This window comes from Jejubacter calystegiae, assembly GCF_005671395.1.
Taxonomy (GTDB): domain Bacteria; phylum Pseudomonadota; class Gammaproteobacteria; order Enterobacterales; family Enterobacteriaceae; genus Jejubacter; species Jejubacter calystegiae.
This window is the reverse complement of the sequence record NZ_CP040428.1, coordinates 3882213-3900743: the sequence shown is the minus strand read 5'-3', so window position 1 is coordinate 3900743 and position 18531 is coordinate 3882213. Positions and strand designations below refer to the sequence as shown.

The following is an 18531-nucleotide window of genomic DNA, read 5'->3' as shown; positions in this document are numbered from 1 at the left end:
GAGGATGTATGTTTTGGACAGAATTGTGTTTTATCCTTTTTGCTTTAATGATTGGCGCCAGAATTGGAGGCGTATTTTTAGGGATGGTCGGTGGGCTGGGGGTTGGCGTCATGGTGTTCGTATTTGGCCTGACGCCTTCAACGCCGCCCATTGATGTTATTCTTATCATTCTTTCTGTTGTATTAGCCGCCTCATCATTGCAGGCTGCAGGAGGGTTGGATTTACTGGTTAAGCTGGCAGAAAAAATTCTGCGGCGTCATCCGCGATATATTACGTTGTTGGCTCCTTTTATTTGCTATCTTTTTACCTTTATGTCAGGGACCGGTCATGTGGTATACAGCTTGTTACCGGTTATCTCTGAAGTAGCTCGTGACTCAGGAATCCGTCCTGAACGTCCATTATCGATTTCCGTCATCGCCTCGCAGCAGGCAATCACGGCCAGCCCGATATCAGCGGCAATGGCGGCGATGATAGGTCTGATGGCGCCTTTAGGTATTTCAATTTCCACTATTATGATGATTTGTGTCCCTGCAACATTGACAGGCGTGGCTCTGGGAGCAATCGCAACCTTCAATAAAGGCAAAGAGTTAAAAGACGATCCTGAGTATCAGCGTCGACTGGCTGAAGGAGTCATTCAACCGACTCAGAAGGAGAGCAAAAAAACAGAAGTCACGATGCGTGCCAGACTCTCAGTCGTGCTGTTTTTAATGAGTGCGGTTGTTATTGTGTTGTTGGGACTTATTCCGACCCTGCGCCCAATGGTAGAAACAGCGAAAGGGTTGCAGCCGCTTTCAATGTCTGCGGCAATCCAGATTACCATGCTCTCTTTTGCCTGCCTGATTGTATTGCTGTGTCGGCCGCAGGTGGAGCAAATCATTAGTGGTACAGTTTTCCGTGCCGGTGCGCTGGCTATCGTCTGTGCCTTCGGACTTGCCTGGATGAGCGAGACTTTTGTGAGTGGACATATCGAACTGATCAAAACGGAAGTCCAGACCCTGTTACAGCAACATACCTGGCTCATTGCTATCATGATGTTTTTGGTATCCGCGATGGTCAGCAGCCAGGCCGCCACAACGCTTATTCTACTACCCTTAGGACTGGCTCTGGGGTTGCCAGCCTATGCGCTGATTGGCTCATGGCCAGCAGTAAATGGTTATTTCTTTATTCCCGTTGCGGGCCAGTGCCTGGCGGCATTAGCTTTTGATGACACTGGAACCACGCGGATTGGTAAGTACGTTCTGAATCACAGTTTTATGCGGCCAGGTTTAGTCAACGTGATTGTTTCGGTTACCGCGGGCTTAATTATTGGAAAAATGGTGCTGGCCTGATTATTTAAACCCCTGACAGCTTTTAGTTTGCCTAATTTATTCACAGGAAGATAAAATGAATATAAAAATATTCATTGCTATGATTTTGCTTTGTATCAGCCAGAGTATATTCAGCGCTACCACACAACCCCATATTGTTATTCTGGCGACAGGAGGCACGATCGCAGGTTCGGCGGCGAATACAACACAAACATCTGGCTATCGATCTGGCGAGATCGGCGTTCAGACATTAATTAATGCCGTGCCGGAAATAAAAAATATTGCACGCGTAGATGGTTTGCAAATTGCTAATATCGGCAGTGAAAATATGACCAGCGATACTATTTTAAAGCTGTCTCAGCAGGTAAATATGTTACTGGCGCGGGATGATGTGGATGGCGTGGTGATTACTCATGGCACAGACACGCTGGATGAAACAGCATACTTTCTGAATCTGACGGTGAAAAGCGACAAACCTGTGGTATTCACTGCCGCCATGAGGCCAGCGACAGCGATTAGCGCAGATGGCGCGATGAATCTGCTGGAAGCCGTTATTGTAGCCGCCGACCCGAATGCCAGGGGACGTGGGGTGATGGTGGTATTAAACGATCGTATTGGTTCGGCACGATTTGTCACTAAAACTAACACCACCACGCTGGATACATTCAAAGCGCCTGAACAGGGATATCTGGGGGTTATTGTCAACGGTAAACCGCAATTTGAAACGCGAGTGGAGAAGATACATACCCGGCGTTCAGTATTTGATGTGCGAAGCCTGCGGAAATTACCGGAAGTTGTGATTATTTATGGTTACCAGGACGATCCGGAATATATGTATGATGCAGCCATTTCACATCATGTTGACGGCATCATCTATGCAGGAACCGGGGCGGGGTCTGTCTCCGTGCGCAGCGAAGCAGGGATCGGGAAAGCGGAAAAGGCGGGAATTATAGTGATACGCTCATCCCGCACGGGGAATGGCATTGTACCTGCCGATAAAGGTCAACCAGGACTGGTAGCCAATTCTTTAAATCCCGCTAAGGCCCGGATATTGCTGATGCTGGCCCTGACGCACACAAAAAATCCTGAGCTGATCCAAAACTATTTCAATGCCTACTAAATTCGGGGGCGGGGCCATAAAAAACTGCACCTTAATCAGTGGGTGTCCAACTTTTGGGGTGCAGTGAGTTCGGTTAGGTGGGGCGCTGTTGTCTGCGCGTTAACCCGCGTGCGGGAAGATAATATTACTGCCCGGCGCTTCGCGGTTAAGGTGAATGAAGTTCAGGTGGCGCTCGTACTGATCCAGAATATCGAGGATCACCTGCTCTTTGCTGTAGTCCATCAGGTCGTTACCCTGGCTGCCTTCCAGCAGGAAGGTTTCCAGTCGGTAGTAGGTGGACTTACCGCGCCGTGCCCGGTAGGTAAAGCCCGGTACCGAGTACTTCTGAGGCCAGATCTGGTAGACGAAGTTCTGTTCGTCGCCCATGTGCACCAGCAGTTCCAGATGGCCCAGATTTTCACCTTCTTCCGGCGGCAGGTTGTTGAGCTCGACGCTGGCGCCGCGCACCTGAAGTTCCTGTGCGACCTCTTCCATGGCGGGCAAGCAGACCCGCTCCATCATCTCGTGAGTGTGGTGGGTGCCAGGGTAGTTCATCAGGCGTGAAACCCGTTTCTTCCAGCCCAGACGATCCTGGGCTGAAGCCAGCCACGGCGGCGTGTCGCGGTTAGCGCTTTGACGGCGGTAGTCTTCAATCTTCAGCGACTTATACAGCCCGGCGATAATAAAGAACATCACGAAGCTGAACGGCAGCCCCATAATCACCGTGGCGCTCTGCAGGGCGGTGATCCCGTTGGCCATCAGCATCCCCATGGTCAGCAGACCGATAGCGACCGACCAGAAGATCCGCAGCCAGTGGGGCGCATCGCTGTTAATGTCCTTCAACTTCGAGGTGAAGTTACCCAGCACCAGGGCGCCGGAGTCGGCAGAGGTCACGTAGAACAGCAGGCCGGTAATGGTGGCTACCGAGGCGCTAAAGGTAAAGGCCGGATACTGGGCCAGCAGGCTGTAAAAACCGCGCTCCGGGTGCGCCATGGCTTCGGCCGCGAAGCTGGCGTTGCCGTGGATTATCTCGTACAGAGCGCTGTTACCGAAGATCGACAGCCACAGCAGGGTAAAGGCGAACGGAATAATCAGGGTGCCGACCACGAATTCACGAATGGTACGACCGCGGGAAATACGCGCCAGAAACAGTCCCACGAACGGCGACCAGGCCACCCACCAGGCCCAGAAAAACAGGGTCCAGCTATTCATCCACTCGGTGGGGCGGTCAAATGCGAAGCTGTTCAGGGTCATGCCCATAAAGCGGTTGACGTAGTCGCCGATATTCAGCACCAGCGCGTTCAACAGGAATTCGGTATTCCCGGCGAACAACACAAACATAATCAGCCCCAGCGCCAGCACCACGTTAAGAATCGACAGGAAGCGAATCCCTTTATCGACCCCGGAGGTCACCGAAATGGTGGCGATAATCACCGACAGGGCAATCAGCGCGGCCTGGCTGGTGAGGTTATTGGGAACGTCGAACAGTACGCTAAAGCCGTAGTTAAGCTGCACCACGCCAATCCCCAGGGTGGTGGCGATACCAAAGATGGTGCCGATCACCGCAGCGATATCCACGCTGTGGCCGATGGGGCCGTTGATACGTTTACCGAAAATGGGATACAGGGCCGAGCGGATGGTTAACGGCAGGTTATAGCGGTAGCTGAAATAGCCCAGCGCGATCCCCATCAGGGCATACATCGCCCAGCCGGTCAGGCCGTAGTGGAACAGCGTCCAGACCGTAGCCTGACGCGCCGCTTCCAGAGTCTGCCCGGCGCCTTCCGGCGGCTGCATATACTGGGTGATGGGCTCGGCCACCGAAAAGAACATCAGATCGATGCCGATACCGGCGGCGAATAGCATCGAAGCCCAGCTCAGCAGGCTGAATTCCGGTTTGGACTGCTCCGGCCCGAGCTTGATATCGCCGAAGCGCGAACAGGCAATAAACACCACAAATACGATATAGAGCGTGGCGGCCAGCAGATAGTACCAGCCGAAGGTGGCGGAGACCCAGTTCAGGGCGCTACCGAGCCAGCTGGCGGTGAGATCGCTGTAGAAGATGGCCATCAGAGAAAACAACAAAATCAGCCCTGCGGAGGTGAAAAACACCACGGGGTTGAGTTTGTCTTTTTCACAGGAAGGTGGAATGGGATTCGTCATCGATTACCTCAGGTTAAGTAACGCTGACTACTCGACTGAGCAGTAAAAACTTTCTTATTAAAAGGAAGGGGCAGGATCTTACTCCCCCTGGAAGGCCGTTCGGGGTCCTGACGGCACAATATGGCTCAATCCTTTGATTAATATCAAAAAATCACGCCCTTAAAAACACATTTTTTACCTTTTTAATCACAGATTAATCCAAATCAAGTAACAATTAATACACATTTTATATTGAACGTCCAATCAAAAAACGATTAAATAGATAACAGAAAATGATGGAAGGAGTTGTCGTCATGCCTAAAGTGGGTATGCAACCGATACGGCGCCGTCAGCTGATCGACGCCACCCTGAACGCCATAAACGAAGTGGGCATGCACGATGCCACTATTGCGCAAATCGCCCGACGGGCAGGGGTGTCAACCGGCATTATCAGCCACTATTTCAGCGACAAAAACGGACTACTGGAAGCGACGATGCGCGACATCACCGCCCAGCTTCGCGAGGCGGTGGCCGACCGGCTTAAGGCATTGCCGCAAGCGGGCGCCGAAGCGCGCTTAAAGGCCATTGTCGACGGCAACTTTGACGAGACGCAGATCCACAGCGCAGCGACCAAAGCCTGGCTGGCCTTCTGGGCCAGCAGCATGCACCAGCACGGTCTGGGGCGATTACAGGAGGTGAGTCACCGGCGTCTGTATTCCACTCTGGTGGTGGAATTTCGACGTGAACTGCCAAAAGAGCAGGCGCGGCTGGCCGGTTATGGTCTGGCCGCGTTAATCGACGGCCTGTGGCTGCGCGCCGCCCTGAGCGGCCAACCCTTTAACCGCGAGGCGGCACAAACGCTGACGACACAATTTATTCGTCAACAGCTTGCGCAGGCCCGCCCCAATCGACAGGAGTAGCTATGTCCCGCCTGGGAGAACAACAAATCTGGATCGACGGTCAGTACGTGGCCAGCCACAGCGGCGCCACCTTTGACACCATCAACCCGGCCAACGGCGAAGTGCTGGCTCAGGTTCACGAAGCGGGTGAACAGGAAGTGAATCTGGCGGTAGAGGCGGCCAGTCGCGGCCAGAAAATCTGGGCGGCGATGAGCGCCATGGAACGCTCGCGTATTCTGCGCCGCGCCGTGGAGATTTTACGCAGCCGTAACGACGAACTGGCCGCCCTGGAAACTCTGGATACCGGTAAGCCGTTCAGCGAAACCGCCAGCGTCGATATCGTTACCGGCGCCGACGTGCTCGAATATTACGCCGGCCTGGTTCCGGCCCTGGAAGGCCAGCAGATCCCGCTGCGCGATACCTCGTTTGTCTACACCCGCCGCGAACCGCTGGGCGTGGTGGCCGGTATCGGCGCCTGGAACTACCCGATTCAGATAGCGCTGTGGAAATCGGCACCGGCCCTGGCGGCGGGTAACGCTATGATCTTTAAACCCAGCGAAGTGACGCCGCTGAGCGCGCTGCGCCTGGGAGAGATCTACAAAGAAGCCGGTCTGCCGGATGGGGTATTTAACGTCCTGCCGGGTCGCGGTCCGGTTACCGGGCAGCTGCTAACCGAACATCCCGGCATCGCCAAAGTCTCGTTTACCGGCGGCGTCGCCAGCGGCAAGAAGGTGATGGCGAACGCGGCGGGCTCCACCCTGAAAGAGGTGACCATGGAGCTGGGCGGTAAATCGCCGCTGATTATCTGCGACGACGCTGACCTGGATTTGGCCGCGGACATCGCCATGATGGCCAACTTCTACAGCTCGGGGCAGGTCTGCACCAACGGGACCAGGGTCTTCGTTCCGGCGGCCATGAAAGATGCGCTGGAGCAGCGGCTGCTGGAGCGGGTGGCGCGCATTAAGGCGGGCGATCTGATGGATCCGGCCACCAACTTCGGGCCGATGGTGAGCTTCCCGCATCGCGACAATGTGCTGCGCTATATCGAAAGCGGCAAGGCTCAGGGAGCGCGTCTGCTGTGCGGCGGCGGCCCACTGGAAGGGGCGGCTTTCGAAAAGGGCGCTTGGGTAGCGCCGACCATCTTCACCGACTGCCGCGATGATATGACCATCGTCCAGGAAGAGATCTTCGGGCCGGTCATGTCGATCCTCAGCTATGACAGCGAAGAAGAGGCAGTTCGCCGCGCTAACGATACCGACTACGGCCTGGCGGCTGGAGTGGTGACCGGCGAGCTGAATCGCGCTCACCGCATTATTCATCAACTGGAAGCGGGCATTTGCTGGATCAACACCTGGGGCGAATCCCCGGCGGAAATGCCGGTGGGCGGGTATAAGCATTCCGGTATCGGGCGTGAAAATGGTCTGATGACGCTGCAAAGCTATACCCGGGTGAAATCTATCCAACTGGAGATGGACCGCTTTCAGTCGGTCTTTTGATTAACCTAACCTACGGAGCGACACGTGGAATTTGATTACATCATTATCGGAGCCGGATCCGCAGGTAACGTACTGGCAACCCGTTTAACCGAAGACAGCGACACCACGGTTCTGTTACTGGAAGCGGGGGGCCCCGATTACCGTTTCGATTTTCGTACCCAGATGCCCGCCGCCCTGGCGTTTCCGCTCCAGGGGCGGCGCTACAACTGGGCCTACGAGACCGATCCCGAACCTTATATGAACAACCGCCGCATGGAGTGCGGTCGCGGTAAGGGGCTGGGCGGCTCTTCGCTGATCAACGGCATGTGCTACATTCGCGGCAACGCGATGGATCTGGATAACTGGGCCAAAGATCCCGGTCTGGACGACTGGAGCTACCTGGACTGCCTGCCTTACTACCGCAAGGCGGAAACCCGCGATATCGGCCCTAACGACTGGCACGGCGGCGATGGCCCGGTATCGGTCGCCACGCCGAAGAACGGCAATAACCCGCTGTTCCACGCCATGGTGGAAGCCGGGGTGCAGGCGGGCTACCCGCGCACTGACGATCTCAACGGCTACCAGCAGGAAGGCTTTGGTCCGATGGATCGCACCGTGACGCCATCCGGACGCCGCGCCAGCACCGCACGCGGCTATCTGGATCAGGCGAAAAAGCGCTCTAATCTGACTATCATTACCCACGCCATCACCGACCGCATTCTGTTTGAAGGCAAGCGCGCGGTGGGGGTCGAATTCTATGAGGGCGAAAGCAGCACTATCATCAGTCAGGCCTCGGCGAAGCGCGAAGTGCTGCTGTGCGCCGGGGCCATCGCTTCGCCGCAGATCCTGCAACGTTCCGGCGTCGGCCCGGCGGACTTCCTGCAAAGCATGGGGATTCCGCTGGTTCACGACCTGCCAGGCGTAGGGGAAAACCTGCAGGATCACCTTGAGATGTATCTTCAGTACGAGTGCAAAGAGCCGGTCTCTCTCTATCCGGCCCTGAAGTGGTGGAATCAGCCGAAAATCGGCGCCGAATGGCTGTTCGGCGGTACCGGCGTCGGCGCCAGCAACCAGTTTGAAGCGGGCGGTTTTATTCGCAGCCGCGAGGCGTTCGAATGGCCGAATATTCAGTACCACTTCCTGCCGGTTGCCATTAACTACAACGGCTCCAATGCAGTGAACGAGCACGGCTTCCAGTGCCACGTTGGCTCCATGCGTTCGCCGAGCCGTGGCCGGGTACGTCTGAAATCAAGGGATCCGAACGAACATCCGAGCATCCTGTTTAACTACATGTCCAGCGAACAGGACTGGCAGGAGTTCCGCGATGCGATTCGCATTACCCGTGAAATTATGAACCAGCCTGCGCTGGACAAATATCGCGGACGTGAAATCAGCCCCGGTGAAGAGTGTCAGACCGACGAACAGCTCGACGAGTTTGTGCGCAACCACGCCGAAACGGCATTTCACCCGTGCGGTAGCTGCAAAATGGGCAGCGACGAGATGTCAGTGGTGGACCACCAGGGCCGGGTGCACGGCATGGAAGGGCTGCGGGTGGTGGATGCTTCTATTATGCCGCAAATCGTCACCGGTAACCTGAACGCGACCACCATTATGATTGGCGAGAAAATTGCCGACCGTATTCGCGGCCATCAGCCCCTGCCGCGCAGTGAGGCAAAATACTACGTGGCGGGCGATGCGCCGGTGCGCAAGGCGCCGATGCGTAAGGCTTCCTGATAATAAAAACTGGTCTTTTATACAGACCGGTTTTTTATTACCTGTTATCCAGATAAATAAAAAGGCAGACCATACACCGCCTGCCTTTTTATTAATACGACTTAAATTATCAGAAACGGTAACCTACACCCACATTCCATGTGCCAACCTGAATATCGCCTGCGGCGCCGTATTCATAACCGGCATCAATAACCCAGTCCTGATAAGGGTTAAACTGCAAGCCTGCGCCGTAAATAAACAGGGAGTCATCGCTGGTGCTGTGTTTATGCGCGGTATTATATTTACTGCGCGCATAGCCATAACCGATATCGCCATAGACGCTGACCCAGTCATTAATACGATAGGTCGGACCCGCTTTTACCGAAAAGTAGTGGTGGTTACCGTGTCCATCACCTGCGCCATGGCGGGCGCTGTCGCTAAAGGAGCTACCGGTATAGGTAATACCGCTCATCAACCCCCAGTTATCGTCGAACTCATAGCGGTACTGCAACTGGGCGCCCTTGGCGTCATCGCCGTGGCTGTGGTTAAAGTGGCTTTGCGCATAGCTTAATGAAGCGCTGCTATCACCGGCTGCGGCATTTGCGGATACTGAGACGGAACCTAATGCCAGCGCCAGGGCCATAGCGGATACGTAAGTTATTTTTTTCATCATGATTACCTTCTGCTTTCTTTTTTAATTGATACATCATCCGGGTGTTGATGTATTTATTTTGTAACGCGCGGCAGGTTCAGGTTTAACATTTTGTGATGGTATTGAATTTTAATGCCCGGGCGTTGATGTTCTGTTGATGCTATTTTTATCGCCTTTGGCTGATGACCGCACTTATTGTCTTTTATGCCATTTTTTGTATAAAAGCGGGGAAAGGGCAGGGGAATAAAATAAGCGGCGCGGCAATCAGGCCACGCCGCTTATTTTTATTATGGCTCGCCGTATAAGCCAATCAGCCGCCTTACCACGCCGTTGGTCCAGCCAAAACCGTCCTGTAGCGGGTATTCGCCGCCGCCCCCTTCGTGGGGCATGGCGTCAGCGATATGGTATTTTTCAATCAGCTTATGGTGGCTGCGATAGACATGATTGACGGTCTTCAGCCAGCGGCGGGCGATATCATCCGCCAAATCGTCATGACCGTAGCGCTTAAAGCCCTGAATCGCCATCCACTGTAGCGGCGCCCAGCCATTAGGTTTATCCCACTGTTCGCCGGTCTGATATTCGGTGGCCAGGATGCCTCCGGGGGTCAGCAGCCGCTCCTGTACCGCGGTTTTCATGCGCTCCGCCTGGGCATGGGTGGCGAGTTCGGCGTAGAGCGGCACTATCCCGGCGGCCGAGAAGATGCCCGGCTGCTGGCGGCGCCAGTCGTAGTCGCGGAAGCAGCCCGCCTCTTCGTCCCACAGATAGCGGGTGATAGCGGCGCGCCTTAGCTCCGCCCGCTGGCGGAATTGCGCTTCGGTTGCTTTGTCCTTCTCCAGCGCCGACAGATTGGCGATGGTGGTTTCCAGCTTGTAGAGAAAGGCGTTGAGATCCACCGGAATAAACTGGGTGGTACGGATGCTGGCCAGCCGGTCGCTGTCCCGCAGCCAGCGTGATGAATAGTCCCAGCCGGAAGCGGCTCCTGCCCGCAGATCGCGGTAGACCTGGCCGGGAGGGCGCCCGGACTGCAGGGCGGTTTCCACATCCTCACGCCAGGATTCGTCGCGCGGCGTGTCCCTGTCGTCCCAGTAGCGGTTGAGCAGCGTGCCATCCGGCATACAGACCACGTGGCGGTAAGCCTGGTTCAGGGAGAGCGACCCGGCGCCATCCATCCAGAAGGCGTACTCCATATGCAGATGGGGCAGATAGCGACGGGCGCCCCGTACGCCGTCTTCTTCGAACAGTTCCACCATCAACGCGAACACCGGCGGCTGGGAGCGTCCCAGATAGTAGGTGCGATTGCCGTTCGGGATATGGCCGTAGTTTTCAATCATCCACGCGAAGTTATCCGCCATACAGCGCAGCAGATCGTCGCGACCGCTTTCGCTCAGCCCCAGCATGGTGAAATAGGAGTCCCAGTAATAGGCCTCGCCGAAACGGCCTCCGGGCACCACATAGGGCTGAGGCAGTGCCAGTAGCGATGACCAGGGCAGATGTTCGTGCGGCTCCCGGGTCAGCACCGGCCACAGGCTGTCGATATGCTCTTTCAGTGAATGATCGGGGTTAGAGACGTATTCGCTATGATGGCTTTCCGGCATCCAGAAGTGCTGCTCCACAAAGCGGCGCAGATCGAAATCGGGTTTGCGGCGAACCTTACGGTAGCGAATCAGAATATCAAGCGGATCCATTTTTGGCGCGCAATCGGGAAAGGTTTTGCTGTCGACAAAGATGCGCGCCGCCTGCACATGTTCAAACAGTTCCAGGTAGCGATCCGCAGGCGTCAGAGCGTCGGAGGCCGGTAGCCCCTCAATCATCTCCGGTTCCGGCTCCGCTTCAATCATGGCATCCAGTTTTAATTCGCAGGGGTCGAGCTCAAACAGAATCTCTTCTTCGGCATCCACTTCCGACATTCCCACAACGTTTAATTTCTGGTTGGGCATGGTGATAATGACCTCCGGACTGCTGTCGTCATACAGGGGCTCAAGGCCCCGGCTACCTGTTAAGCGTAGCATTCACCGGGTGAGGGGGAGTTGGATTCGCCTGAATTCCCGAAGGCTTCAGACGTAACGCGGGGCCTTTTTTGTAACATAACCTGAACCAGCATGGGCTAACCCGACTACAAAATTCAGACTGCCGATAACCAGAACCTCATGACGCAGCGGTACGGTGATAGTGGGTTTATACAGAAAGTTCATACTCAATGGGTCAGATATCGCTCCTTTGATATTTCTCGGTGTAGATACACTCAATGGCTCCGGAGCAGGCTGGTTGAGGAATCATAAAGAAAAAATACTCCGGAGCACATGCTTCACTTTTGCCCATAGTAGGCGTCTGGTCCGTGCTTGCGCATAAAGTGTTTGTCCATCAGCCAGCTATCGATGGGCTTCAGCTGCGGGTTGATCGCGCGTGCTATCCACGCCATCCGCGCTACCTCTTCCATCACCACCGCATTATGCACCGCATCGTGCGCATCTTTGCCCCAGGCAAAAGGCCCATGCTGATAGACCACCATTCCCGGCGTATGCAGTGGCTCAACGTCGCCCAGCGTTTCGATAATCACGCGGCCGGTGTTCAGTTCATAAGCCTCTTCCACTTCCCGGGGGCTCAACGCCCGGGTGCAGGGGATATCGCCAAAGAAGTAGTCTGCATGGGTCGTCCCCAGCGCAGGAATGGCCAGACCCGCCTGCGCCCAGGCCGTTGCGTGCGTCGAGTGGGTATGCACCACGCCTCCCAGACTCGGGTAGCGGCGATACAGCGCCAGATGTGTAGCGGTATCGGAAGAGGGGCGATACCGCCCGTCGACCACTTTCCCCTCCAGATCCACGACCACCATATCGTCCGCTTTCATGGTCTCGTAGGCGACCCCGCTGGGCTTAATCGCCACCAGCCCGCGTTCCCGGTCGATAGCGCTGACGTTACCCCAGGTAAAAGTGACCAGGCCGTAGCGCGGTAAATCCATATTGGCTTCAAACACCTGCCGTTTTAGCGTTTGCATTATGCTGCCTCCACCAGACCGGCGCTGGCCATCCTCGCCTTCACCCAATCGCGCGCTTTCGCCACTTCCGCGACCGGATCGTCAGCCGTTTCGCTCCACATTTCAATCAGCCAGGGGCCACAGTAGCCGCACTGTTTGAGCGTCGCAAAACAGCACTCAAAATCCACTACCCCTTCGCCGAATGGCACATTTTTGAACACGCCGGGTTTCGTGTCTTTTACATGCACCCCCACGATATGACCCATTCCGGCCTGAAGCTCCATCTGCACGTCGTTATCCCATGCGGAAAGGTTGCCGATATCCGGATAGAGCTGGAACCACGGATTATTCAGGTAGTGGGCGTAGCCCAGCGCCTTGCTGATCGAGTTCATCAGCGGGTAGTCCATGATTTCCATCGCCAGCGTTACCTGCGCGCGGCTCGCCATCTCGATGCTCTCTTTCAGCCCGTCGCGGAAACGACGGCGCGTCTCGTTATTGGCTTCCTGATAATAAACGTCGTAGCCCGCCAGCTGGATCACGCGAATTCCCACATCCTGCGCCAGCTGAATCGCTTTGCGCATAATTTCCAGCCCCTGTGCACGTACCGCGTCGTCTTCGCTACCGAGCGGAAAGCGCCGATGGGCGCTCAGGCACATAGAGGGCACGCGTACCCCGGTTTCGGCAATCGCCCTGACCAGCGCGAGACGCTGCTCGCGGCTCCAGTCAAGCCGCGCCAGGCGAGCGTCGGTTTCATCCACCGACATTTCGACGAAGTCAAAACCAAGCTCTTTCGCCAGCCTTAACCGTTCCAGCCAGCACTCCCCGGCGGGGAGTGCTTTCTCATAAATACCGAGCGGTATTTGTTTCGACAACATAGCCGCTCCTTAACCCCACAACTGGGCGATAGAACGCTTAAACTGCCGTGCGGCTTCTACCGGAGAGGCCGCATCACGAATGCTGCGACCGGCGATAAAGACATAAATTGGGATCCCCTGGAACAGAGGCAGGTCTTCCAGCGCCAGGCCGCCGGTGACGGTGACTTTAAAGCCCATGTCGGACAGGCGTTTGATAGCGCTGATATCCGCTTTACCCCACGCCACGCCAGCGGCCTGCGCATCGCGGCTACGGTGATAGACTACTTGCTGAATGCCTGCTTCACGCCACTCCTGTGCCTGTTCCCAGGTCCAGTAGCCGGTCAGTTCAATCTGCACGTCACCGTTAAACTCTTTCGCCACGTCCAGCGCGCCTTTGGCGGTGTTGATGTCCGCGCAGCAGATCACGGTCACCCAGTCGGCGTTGGCCTCAAAGCACATGCGGGAGAGGATTTTACCGGCATCGGCAATTTTGGCGTCCGCCAGCACGATTTTGTTGGGATAGAGCGCCTTCAGGTCGCGAACGGCGCGTACGCCCTCAGCCACGCAGAGAATGGTGCCGACTTCAATAATGTCCACTTCTTCAGCAATCAGGCGCGTCGTTTCATATGCGGAAGACATTGATTGGTTATCCAGTGCAACCTGCAACATAGGTAATGACATTTTGCTATTCCTTTTAAACAGCCGCTGCCGTGGCGTTATCAATTAAATCCAGCACTTCCTGCGCGGTACGGCAGGCGCGTAAACGGTCGAAGTTGGCTTCATCTTCAAACAGGTTGACGATCTGCATGATGCCCACTTCCTGATGGGTATTGGCATCAACGGCCGCCATGGTGATCAGGATGTCGACCGGGTCGTTATCCTCGTGATTAAAAACCAGCGGAGTTTTTAGCGTGACCAGCGCAAATCCGGTTTTCTTGACCCCTTCTTCCGGGCGTCCGTGCGGCATCGCCAGGCCGGGAGCTATCACAAAATAGGGGCCATGATGAGCTACGCCATCCAGAATGGCCTGGTAGTAGCGCGGCTCTACCACGTCGGCTTTTACTAACAAATCAACGCTCAGCTCTACGGCCTCCTGCCAGGTACCGGCATCGGCCTGTAAAAGAATGGAGTTATTCTCTACCAGTGAATCACGTAATTTCATGTGGCGTCCTTACTTCACATCCAGGGGGAAATGTTCTTTGATCACTTCCAGAAGTTTTGGACCAAAATCCGCAGGCGACAGCATGTTGCGCACGCCTACCACGTATTTGTTGCCGGTGACGCTAATCTCCCCGGCGATATGAGTGGAAGCGATGATGATATCCGCGCCGCTCAATTCACTTTTGTATTCACCTACCGCGCAACTGTTCACCGTGTGATCGATATTTGACTGGGTCAAAAACTGATCCACCTTCATCTTCATGATCATGGAACTCCCTTGCCCGTTGCCACATACAGCCAGAATACGTACGGTCATAGTCAAAACCCCTTATTGAGCAGAAGCATCTGCCAGTTGTTTTTTCGCGTCCTCTTCAGCACGCAGCGTGCGCCCTGCAAAGAACATATAAGCCAGTGCAATAATGATGATGACCGCCATAAACGTGATGCCGATAGAGGCGAAGCCCTGCATCATCGGCGGTGCCAGAATGGACCAGTCCGCCATCCCCATCCAGGCGCTCATACCGGTAAGTTTCACCGCCCAGACGCAGCCAAAGATTTCAATCATCCCCATCACCAGACAAATCTTCAGCGCCGCGCGCCAGCCGCCAAAGTGGTTAGCAAACACACCGATGGTGGCGTTCGAGAAGAACATCGGGATAAAGCCCGGAATAATCAGAATGGAAGAGCCGAAGCCCACCAGAATGCCGACAGCGATCAGCTGGCCGATGGTGCCCCACATAAAGCCCCAGACCACGGCGTTTGGCGCAAAGCTATAAATCGCCGCGCAGTCAATCGCCAGTACGGCCCCAGGAATCAGGCGCTGAGAGATACCGTTGAACGCCTCAGAAAGCTCGGCCACGAACATGCGCACGCCCTGGGTAATAATGAATATCGCCACCGCAAACGAGAAACCGGTTTGCAGGATATAGACTGTCCAGTGGGTGTTGCCCGCCATCGTCTGTACGGTGTCGACGCCGAAGGAGAGCAAAATCGCGCCGAAGAAAATGGTCATCACAATGGCCGTGGAGACGATGTTGTCATGGAAGATATTCAGCCAGCCTGGCAGCTTAAGATCCTCAACGCTCTCCTCTTTTTTCCCCAGATACGGCGCAACCTTATAAGCAATCCAGGAGGCAAACTGCTGTTGGTGTCCGATGGAAAAGCCGCAGCCGTCTGTGACTTCCTGGGTTGGCTTGTACATCATGTTAGAGGTGATGCCCCAATAGAGCGACACCAGCACCGCCGTGCAGATAATGGTCGTCCACATCGGGTAGCCAAAGATATAGAAAGAGACGGCAATCAGCCCCGCCTGCTGAAACATGATGTGCCCGGTCAGCATGATGGTGCGAATGCCGGTAATGCGCCGCAGCAGGACGTAACAAATATTCAGCGCCAGAGCTAACAACACGGCATAGCCCACCCAGCTGTAGGCATCGCCCATGCGCTCAATGGTCGCCATCATTGATGCGTAGGTATCGGAGATAGCGCCGTTAATGCCGTAAACCTCAGACATTTTCGCCACTACCGGTTTAAAGGTGCTGGTCAGAATGCCGGAGCCGGCCTGCAGCAACATAAAACCAATAATGGTTTTAATCGTCCCTTTAACAATGACGCCGGGACTTTTGTGCAGCAGGATATATCCCAGGCACGTCACGATCCCCAGCAGCAATGGGGCGTTGGTCATTACCTGGTTAAAGAACACGGTAAAGATGTTGTAGAGAATCTCCATAACACACTCCAGAAGGTGGAAGCTCCGAACGCACGCTACGCCCAGGTTTTATTGTTGCGAACACTTTAATAATCAAAAGTAATCACAACAAGATTGCGTTTGATTAAATGTGACGCGCGCTGCAAATAATCTTTTAATCCGTTATGATATTAATTCTCATTTTCAAAAATCAGTAAATATTGTATATAAATCAATTAAATAAAATCACTCGCATATCATCAGGTACGTATCATCCTCGTTTTGCTCCTTATGAATACTCACATAAAGGGTAAAGTTCAGGATTGCAATTCTGAACAAACAATGCCAGTATTCGTCAAAATAGATCACATTATGATTGGTTTTGATAATGCGTGAGGGGTAAATAAATGAGTAAAGTGCAAACCATCACCCGTGAATCATGGATCCTGAATACTTTTCCTGAGTGGGGTAGCTGGCTGAATGAAGAAATTGAACAAGAGCAGGTAGCGCCTGGCACCTTTGCCATGTGGTGGTTGGGTTGTACGGGCATCTGGCTGAAATCCGAAGACGGGGCCAATATCTGCGTCGATTTCTGGTGTGGTACCGGCAAGCAAAGCCACGGCAACCCGCTGATGAAAACAGGCCACCAGATGCAGCGCATGGCGGGCGTGAAAAAGCTCCAGCCAAATCTGCGCACCACTCCCTTTGTTCTGGATCCGTTCGCCATTCGCCAGATCGACGCCGTGCTCTCTACCCACGATCATAATGACCATATTGATGTGAACGTGGCTGCCGCCGTGATGCAGAACTGCGCCGATGACGTACCGTTTATCGGCCCGCAAACCTGCGTCGACCTGTGGATTAGCTGGGGCGTGCCGAAAGAGCGCTGCATCGTGATAAAACCGGGCGATGTCGTAAAAATAAAAGATGTTGAAATTCACGCGCTCGACGCTTTTGACCGTACCGCCCTGATCACCTTACCTGCGGATCAAAAAGCCGCGGGCGTACTGCCTGACGGAATGGATCAGCGCGCGGTGAACTACCTATTCAAAACGCCGGGCGGCAACCTCTACCATAGCGGCGATTCTCACTATTCAAATTACTATGCGAAGCACGGTAACGAGCATCAGATCGACGTGGCGCTGGGTTCCTACGGTGAAAATCCGCGCGGTATTACCGACAAAATGACCAGCGCCGATATCCTGCGCATGGCCGAGTCGCTGAATACCAAAGTGGTTATTCCGCTCCACCACGATATCTGGTCAAACTTCCAGGCCGATCCGCAGGAAATCCGAGCTCTGTGGGAAATGAAAAAAAACCGGCTGAAATATGGCTTTAAGCCTTTTATCTGGCAGGTTGGCGGGAAATTTACCTGGCCGCTGGATAAAGACAACTTCGAATACCACTATCCGCGCGGATTCGATGACTGCTTCACCATAGAACCGGATCTGCCCTTCAAGTCCTTCCTGTAATGCTTCTCCGGCAGGCGGTAATCGTTGACCGCCTGCCGGAAATTATCTCCGCCAGCATTAGTATTTTCACCTGATTTCAAATATTATCTTTGCTTATCACTTTTAATCGGATTTGCTCATGACGGAAGCGCAAAGACATCAAATTTTACTGGATTTGCTGGCACAAACGGGATTTGTCACCGTGGAGCAGATGATTTCCCGGCTGGGAATTTCTCCGGCGACGGCTCGACGCGATATCAATAAACTCGACGAAAGCGGCAAGCTGAAAAAAGTCCGCAACGGCGCAGAAGCCATCAGCGAGCAGCGCCCACGCTGGTCACCACTGAATATTCATCAGGCGCAAAACCACGATGAGAAAGTGCGGATTGCGCATGCGGCTTCGCAGTTGGTGAATCCCGGCGAAAGCATCGTCATTAACTGTGGCTCTACCGCCTTCCTGCTTGGGCAGGAGCTGTGCGGTAAACCCGTACAGATCATTACTAACTATCTGCCGCTGGCCAACTATCTTATCGATCAGGAACACGACAGTGTCATCATTATGGGCGGGCAGTATAACCGCAGCCACTCTATCACCCTGAGTCCGCAGGGCAGCGAAAACAGCCTGTATGCCGGGCACTGGATGTTTACCAGCGGCAAAGGGCTAACCACTGAAGGGCTGTATAAAACCGATATGCTGACGGCGATGGCGGAGCAAAAAATGCTTAACGTCGTCGGTAAACTCGCGGTACTGGTCGATAGCAGCAAAGTGGGTGAACGCGCCGGGATGCTGTTCAGCCAGGCAGGGGAAATAGACCTGGTGATTACCGGAAAACAGGCCGATGAAGCTATCCTCAGGCAGCTTGAAAAACTGGGCTTATTGGTTATCCGCGTTTAAATAACCTCTTTCGCAGACAAGGAATTATTTTTTTAACGTGTTTTTTACATCATTGACCGTCAAACCCATAAAAAGATGCGGATACCCGCATTATGACGTTTCAGCGTACGGAAAAGGGCAGCACTTCCCGCGCTGATGTCGATATGGGGAGAACCGGGCATATTCCCCTGGTTATCGATCGTGCCGGACAAAAGCAGGCGTTTCGCTGCCAGTCGTCCAGGGCGTGAC

17 protein-coding genes are annotated in these 18531 nt (G+C 54.5%); 8 read left to right on the top strand and 9 right to left on the bottom strand.

Features of this window, described 5'->3' with window-relative positions:
* The first annotated feature begins 8 nt into the window (after positions 1-8).
* Entirely contained in the window at positions 9-1328 is a 1320-nt protein-coding gene (locus FEM41_RS17950; RefSeq protein ID WP_138097551.1) for an anaerobic C4-dicarboxylate transporter family protein, read from the top strand.
* A 55-nt stretch (positions 1329-1383) separates the two neighbouring features.
* Positions 1384-2427, top strand: coding sequence for a fructose-asparagine asparaginase (gene fraE / locus FEM41_RS17945; protein ID WP_138097550.1), 1044 nt, complete (start codon positions 1384-1386; stop codon positions 2425-2427).
* Positions 2428-2526: 99 nt separating this feature from the next.
* Here the strand turns inward: fraE and FEM41_RS17940 are convergent, their stop codons facing one another.
* Complete coding sequence (locus FEM41_RS17940) at positions 2527-4566, bottom strand: choline transporter (protein ID WP_138097549.1); 2040 nt, start codon at positions 4564-4566, stop codon at positions 2527-2529.
* Between the two features lie 293 nt (positions 4567-4859).
* On the opposite strand from FEM41_RS17940, the gene betI reads away from it, so the two are divergent.
* Genes betI through betA form a run of 3 tightly spaced genes read left to right on the top strand, consistent with a single transcriptional unit; the run spans position 4860 to position 8653 of the window.
* Positions 4860-5465: a transcriptional regulator BetI gene (gene betI, locus FEM41_RS17935; RefSeq protein WP_138097548.1), complete on the top strand. Its 606-nt coding sequence runs from the start codon at positions 4860-4862 to the stop codon at positions 5463-5465.
* Between the two features lie 2 nt (positions 5466-5467).
* Complete coding sequence (gene betB / locus FEM41_RS17930; RefSeq protein ID WP_138097547.1) at positions 5468-6940, top strand: betaine-aldehyde dehydrogenase; 1473 nt, start codon at positions 5468-5470, stop codon at positions 6938-6940.
* 24 nt (positions 6941-6964) lie between these two features.
* Positions 6965-8653 (top strand): choline dehydrogenase, encoded by a 1689-nt coding sequence (gene betA, locus FEM41_RS17925; RefSeq protein ID WP_138097546.1) that lies wholly within the window; start codon positions 6965-6967, stop codon positions 8651-8653.
* A 109-nt stretch (positions 8654-8762) separates the two neighbouring features.
* On the opposite strand, the gene FEM41_RS17920 is transcribed toward betA, so the two are convergent.
* The 8 genes from FEM41_RS17920 to ulaA all read right to left on the bottom strand — a co-directional run bounded on the left by FEM41_RS17920 (position 8763) and on the right by ulaA (position 15999).
* Positions 8763-9305 carry an Ail/Lom family outer membrane beta-barrel protein gene (locus FEM41_RS17920; RefSeq protein WP_138097545.1) on the bottom strand — a complete coding sequence of 181 codons (543 nt, stop codon included), beginning with the start codon at positions 9303-9305 and terminating at the stop codon, positions 8763-8765.
* 266 nt (positions 9306-9571) lie between these two features.
* Positions 9572-11191 carry an alpha,alpha-trehalase gene (locus tag FEM41_RS17915; protein WP_421805470.1) on the bottom strand — a complete coding sequence of 540 codons (1620 nt, stop codon included), beginning with the start codon at positions 11189-11191 and terminating at the stop codon, positions 9572-9574.
* Positions 11192-11589: 398 nt separating this feature from the next.
* Positions 11590-12276, bottom strand: coding sequence for an L-ribulose-5-phosphate 4-epimerase (locus tag FEM41_RS17910; RefSeq protein WP_138097544.1), 687 nt, complete (start codon positions 12274-12276; stop codon positions 11590-11592).
* Positions 12276-13130, bottom strand: a complete 855-nt coding sequence (locus FEM41_RS17905; RefSeq protein ID WP_138097543.1) for an L-ribulose-5-phosphate 3-epimerase — start codon at positions 13128-13130, stop codon at positions 12276-12278. Before FEM41_RS17905 ends, FEM41_RS17910 begins: the two co-directional genes overlap by 1 nt.
* A gap of 9 nt (positions 13131-13139) precedes the next feature.
* The gene (gene ulaD / locus FEM41_RS17900) at positions 13140-13790 is read right to left on the bottom strand and encodes a 3-keto-L-gulonate-6-phosphate decarboxylase UlaD (protein ID WP_138097542.1); all 651 of its coding nucleotides are present in this window, start codon (positions 13788-13790) and stop codon (positions 13140-13142) included.
* Between the two features lie 13 nt (positions 13791-13803).
* Complete coding sequence (gene ulaC / locus FEM41_RS17895) at positions 13804-14271, bottom strand: PTS ascorbate transporter subunit IIA (protein WP_138097541.1); 468 nt, start codon at positions 14269-14271, stop codon at positions 13804-13806.
* 9 nt (positions 14272-14280) lie between these two features.
* On the bottom strand, positions 14281-14586 hold the full coding sequence (gene ulaB / locus FEM41_RS17890) for a PTS ascorbate transporter subunit IIB (RefSeq protein WP_138097540.1): 306 nt from the start codon (positions 14584-14586) through the stop codon (positions 14281-14283).
* 12 nt (positions 14587-14598) lie between these two features.
* Positions 14599-15999: a PTS ascorbate transporter subunit IIC gene (gene ulaA / locus FEM41_RS17885; protein WP_138097539.1), complete on the bottom strand. Its 1401-nt coding sequence runs from the start codon at positions 15997-15999 to the stop codon at positions 14599-14601.
* 365 nt (positions 16000-16364) lie between these two features.
* Between ulaA and ulaG the strand changes: the two genes are divergently transcribed.
* The 3 genes from ulaG (at position 16365) to FEM41_RS25080 (ending at position 18530) form a co-directional block, all read left to right on the top strand.
* The gene (ulaG, locus tag FEM41_RS17880; protein ID WP_138097538.1) at positions 16365-17429 is read left to right on the top strand and encodes an L-ascorbate 6-phosphate lactonase; all 1065 of its coding nucleotides are present in this window, start codon (positions 16365-16367) and stop codon (positions 17427-17429) included.
* A gap of 118 nt (positions 17430-17547) precedes the next feature.
* On the top strand, positions 17548-18303 hold the full coding sequence (gene ulaR, locus FEM41_RS17875; RefSeq protein ID WP_138097537.1) for an HTH-type transcriptional regulator UlaR: 756 nt from the start codon (positions 17548-17550) through the stop codon (positions 18301-18303).
* A 92-nt stretch (positions 18304-18395) separates the two neighbouring features.
* Positions 18396-18530, top strand: coding sequence for a hypothetical protein (locus FEM41_RS25080; protein WP_277752975.1), 135 nt, complete (start codon positions 18396-18398; stop codon positions 18528-18530).
* Position 18531 lies beyond the last annotated feature (1 nt).

Coding starts and splice junctions, on each gene's coding strand:
- betI (WP_138097548.1), top strand. CDS start 4,860: ATGCCTAAAGTGGGTATGCAACCGATACGGCGCCGTCAGCTGATCGAC.
- FEM41_RS17905 (WP_138097543.1), bottom strand. CDS start 13,130: ATGTTGTCGAAACAAATACCGCTCGGTATTTATGAGAAAGCACTCCCC.
- ulaR (WP_138097537.1), top strand. CDS start 17,548: ATGACGGAAGCGCAAAGACATCAAATTTTACTGGATTTGCTGGCACAA.
- ulaC (WP_138097541.1), bottom strand. CDS start 14,271: ATGAAATTACGTGATTCACTGGTAGAGAATAACTCCATTCTTTTACAG.
- ulaB (WP_138097540.1), bottom strand. CDS start 14,586: ATGACCGTACGTATTCTGGCTGTATGTGGCAACGGGCAAGGGAGTTCC.
- fraE (WP_138097550.1), top strand. CDS start 1,384: ATGAATATAAAAATATTCATTGCTATGATTTTGCTTTGTATCAGCCAG.
- ulaA (WP_138097539.1), bottom strand. CDS start 15,999: ATGGAGATTCTCTACAACATCTTTACCGTGTTCTTTAACCAGGTAATG.
- FEM41_RS17940 (WP_138097549.1), bottom strand. CDS start 4,566: ATGACGAATCCCATTCCACCTTCCTGTGAAAAAGACAAACTCAACCCC.
- FEM41_RS17950 (WP_138097551.1), top strand. CDS start 9: ATGTTTTGGACAGAATTGTGTTTTATCCTTTTTGCTTTAATGATTGGC.
- FEM41_RS17915 (WP_421805470.1), bottom strand. CDS start 11,191: ATGTCGGAAGTGGATGCCGAAGAAGAGATTCTGTTTGAGCTCGACCCC.
- ulaG (WP_138097538.1), top strand. CDS start 16,365: ATGAGTAAAGTGCAAACCATCACCCGTGAATCATGGATCCTGAATACT.
- FEM41_RS17920 (WP_138097545.1), bottom strand. CDS start 9,305: ATGATGAAAAAAATAACTTACGTATCCGCTATGGCCCTGGCGCTGGCA.
- ulaD (WP_138097542.1), bottom strand. CDS start 13,790: ATGTCATTACCTATGTTGCAGGTTGCACTGGATAACCAATCAATGTCT.
- FEM41_RS17910 (WP_138097544.1), bottom strand. CDS start 12,276: ATGCAAACGCTAAAACGGCAGGTGTTTGAAGCCAATATGGATTTACCG.
- betB (WP_138097547.1), top strand. CDS start 5,468: ATGTCCCGCCTGGGAGAACAACAAATCTGGATCGACGGTCAGTACGTG.
- FEM41_RS25080 (WP_277752975.1), top strand. CDS start 18,396: ATGACGTTTCAGCGTACGGAAAAGGGCAGCACTTCCCGCGCTGATGTC.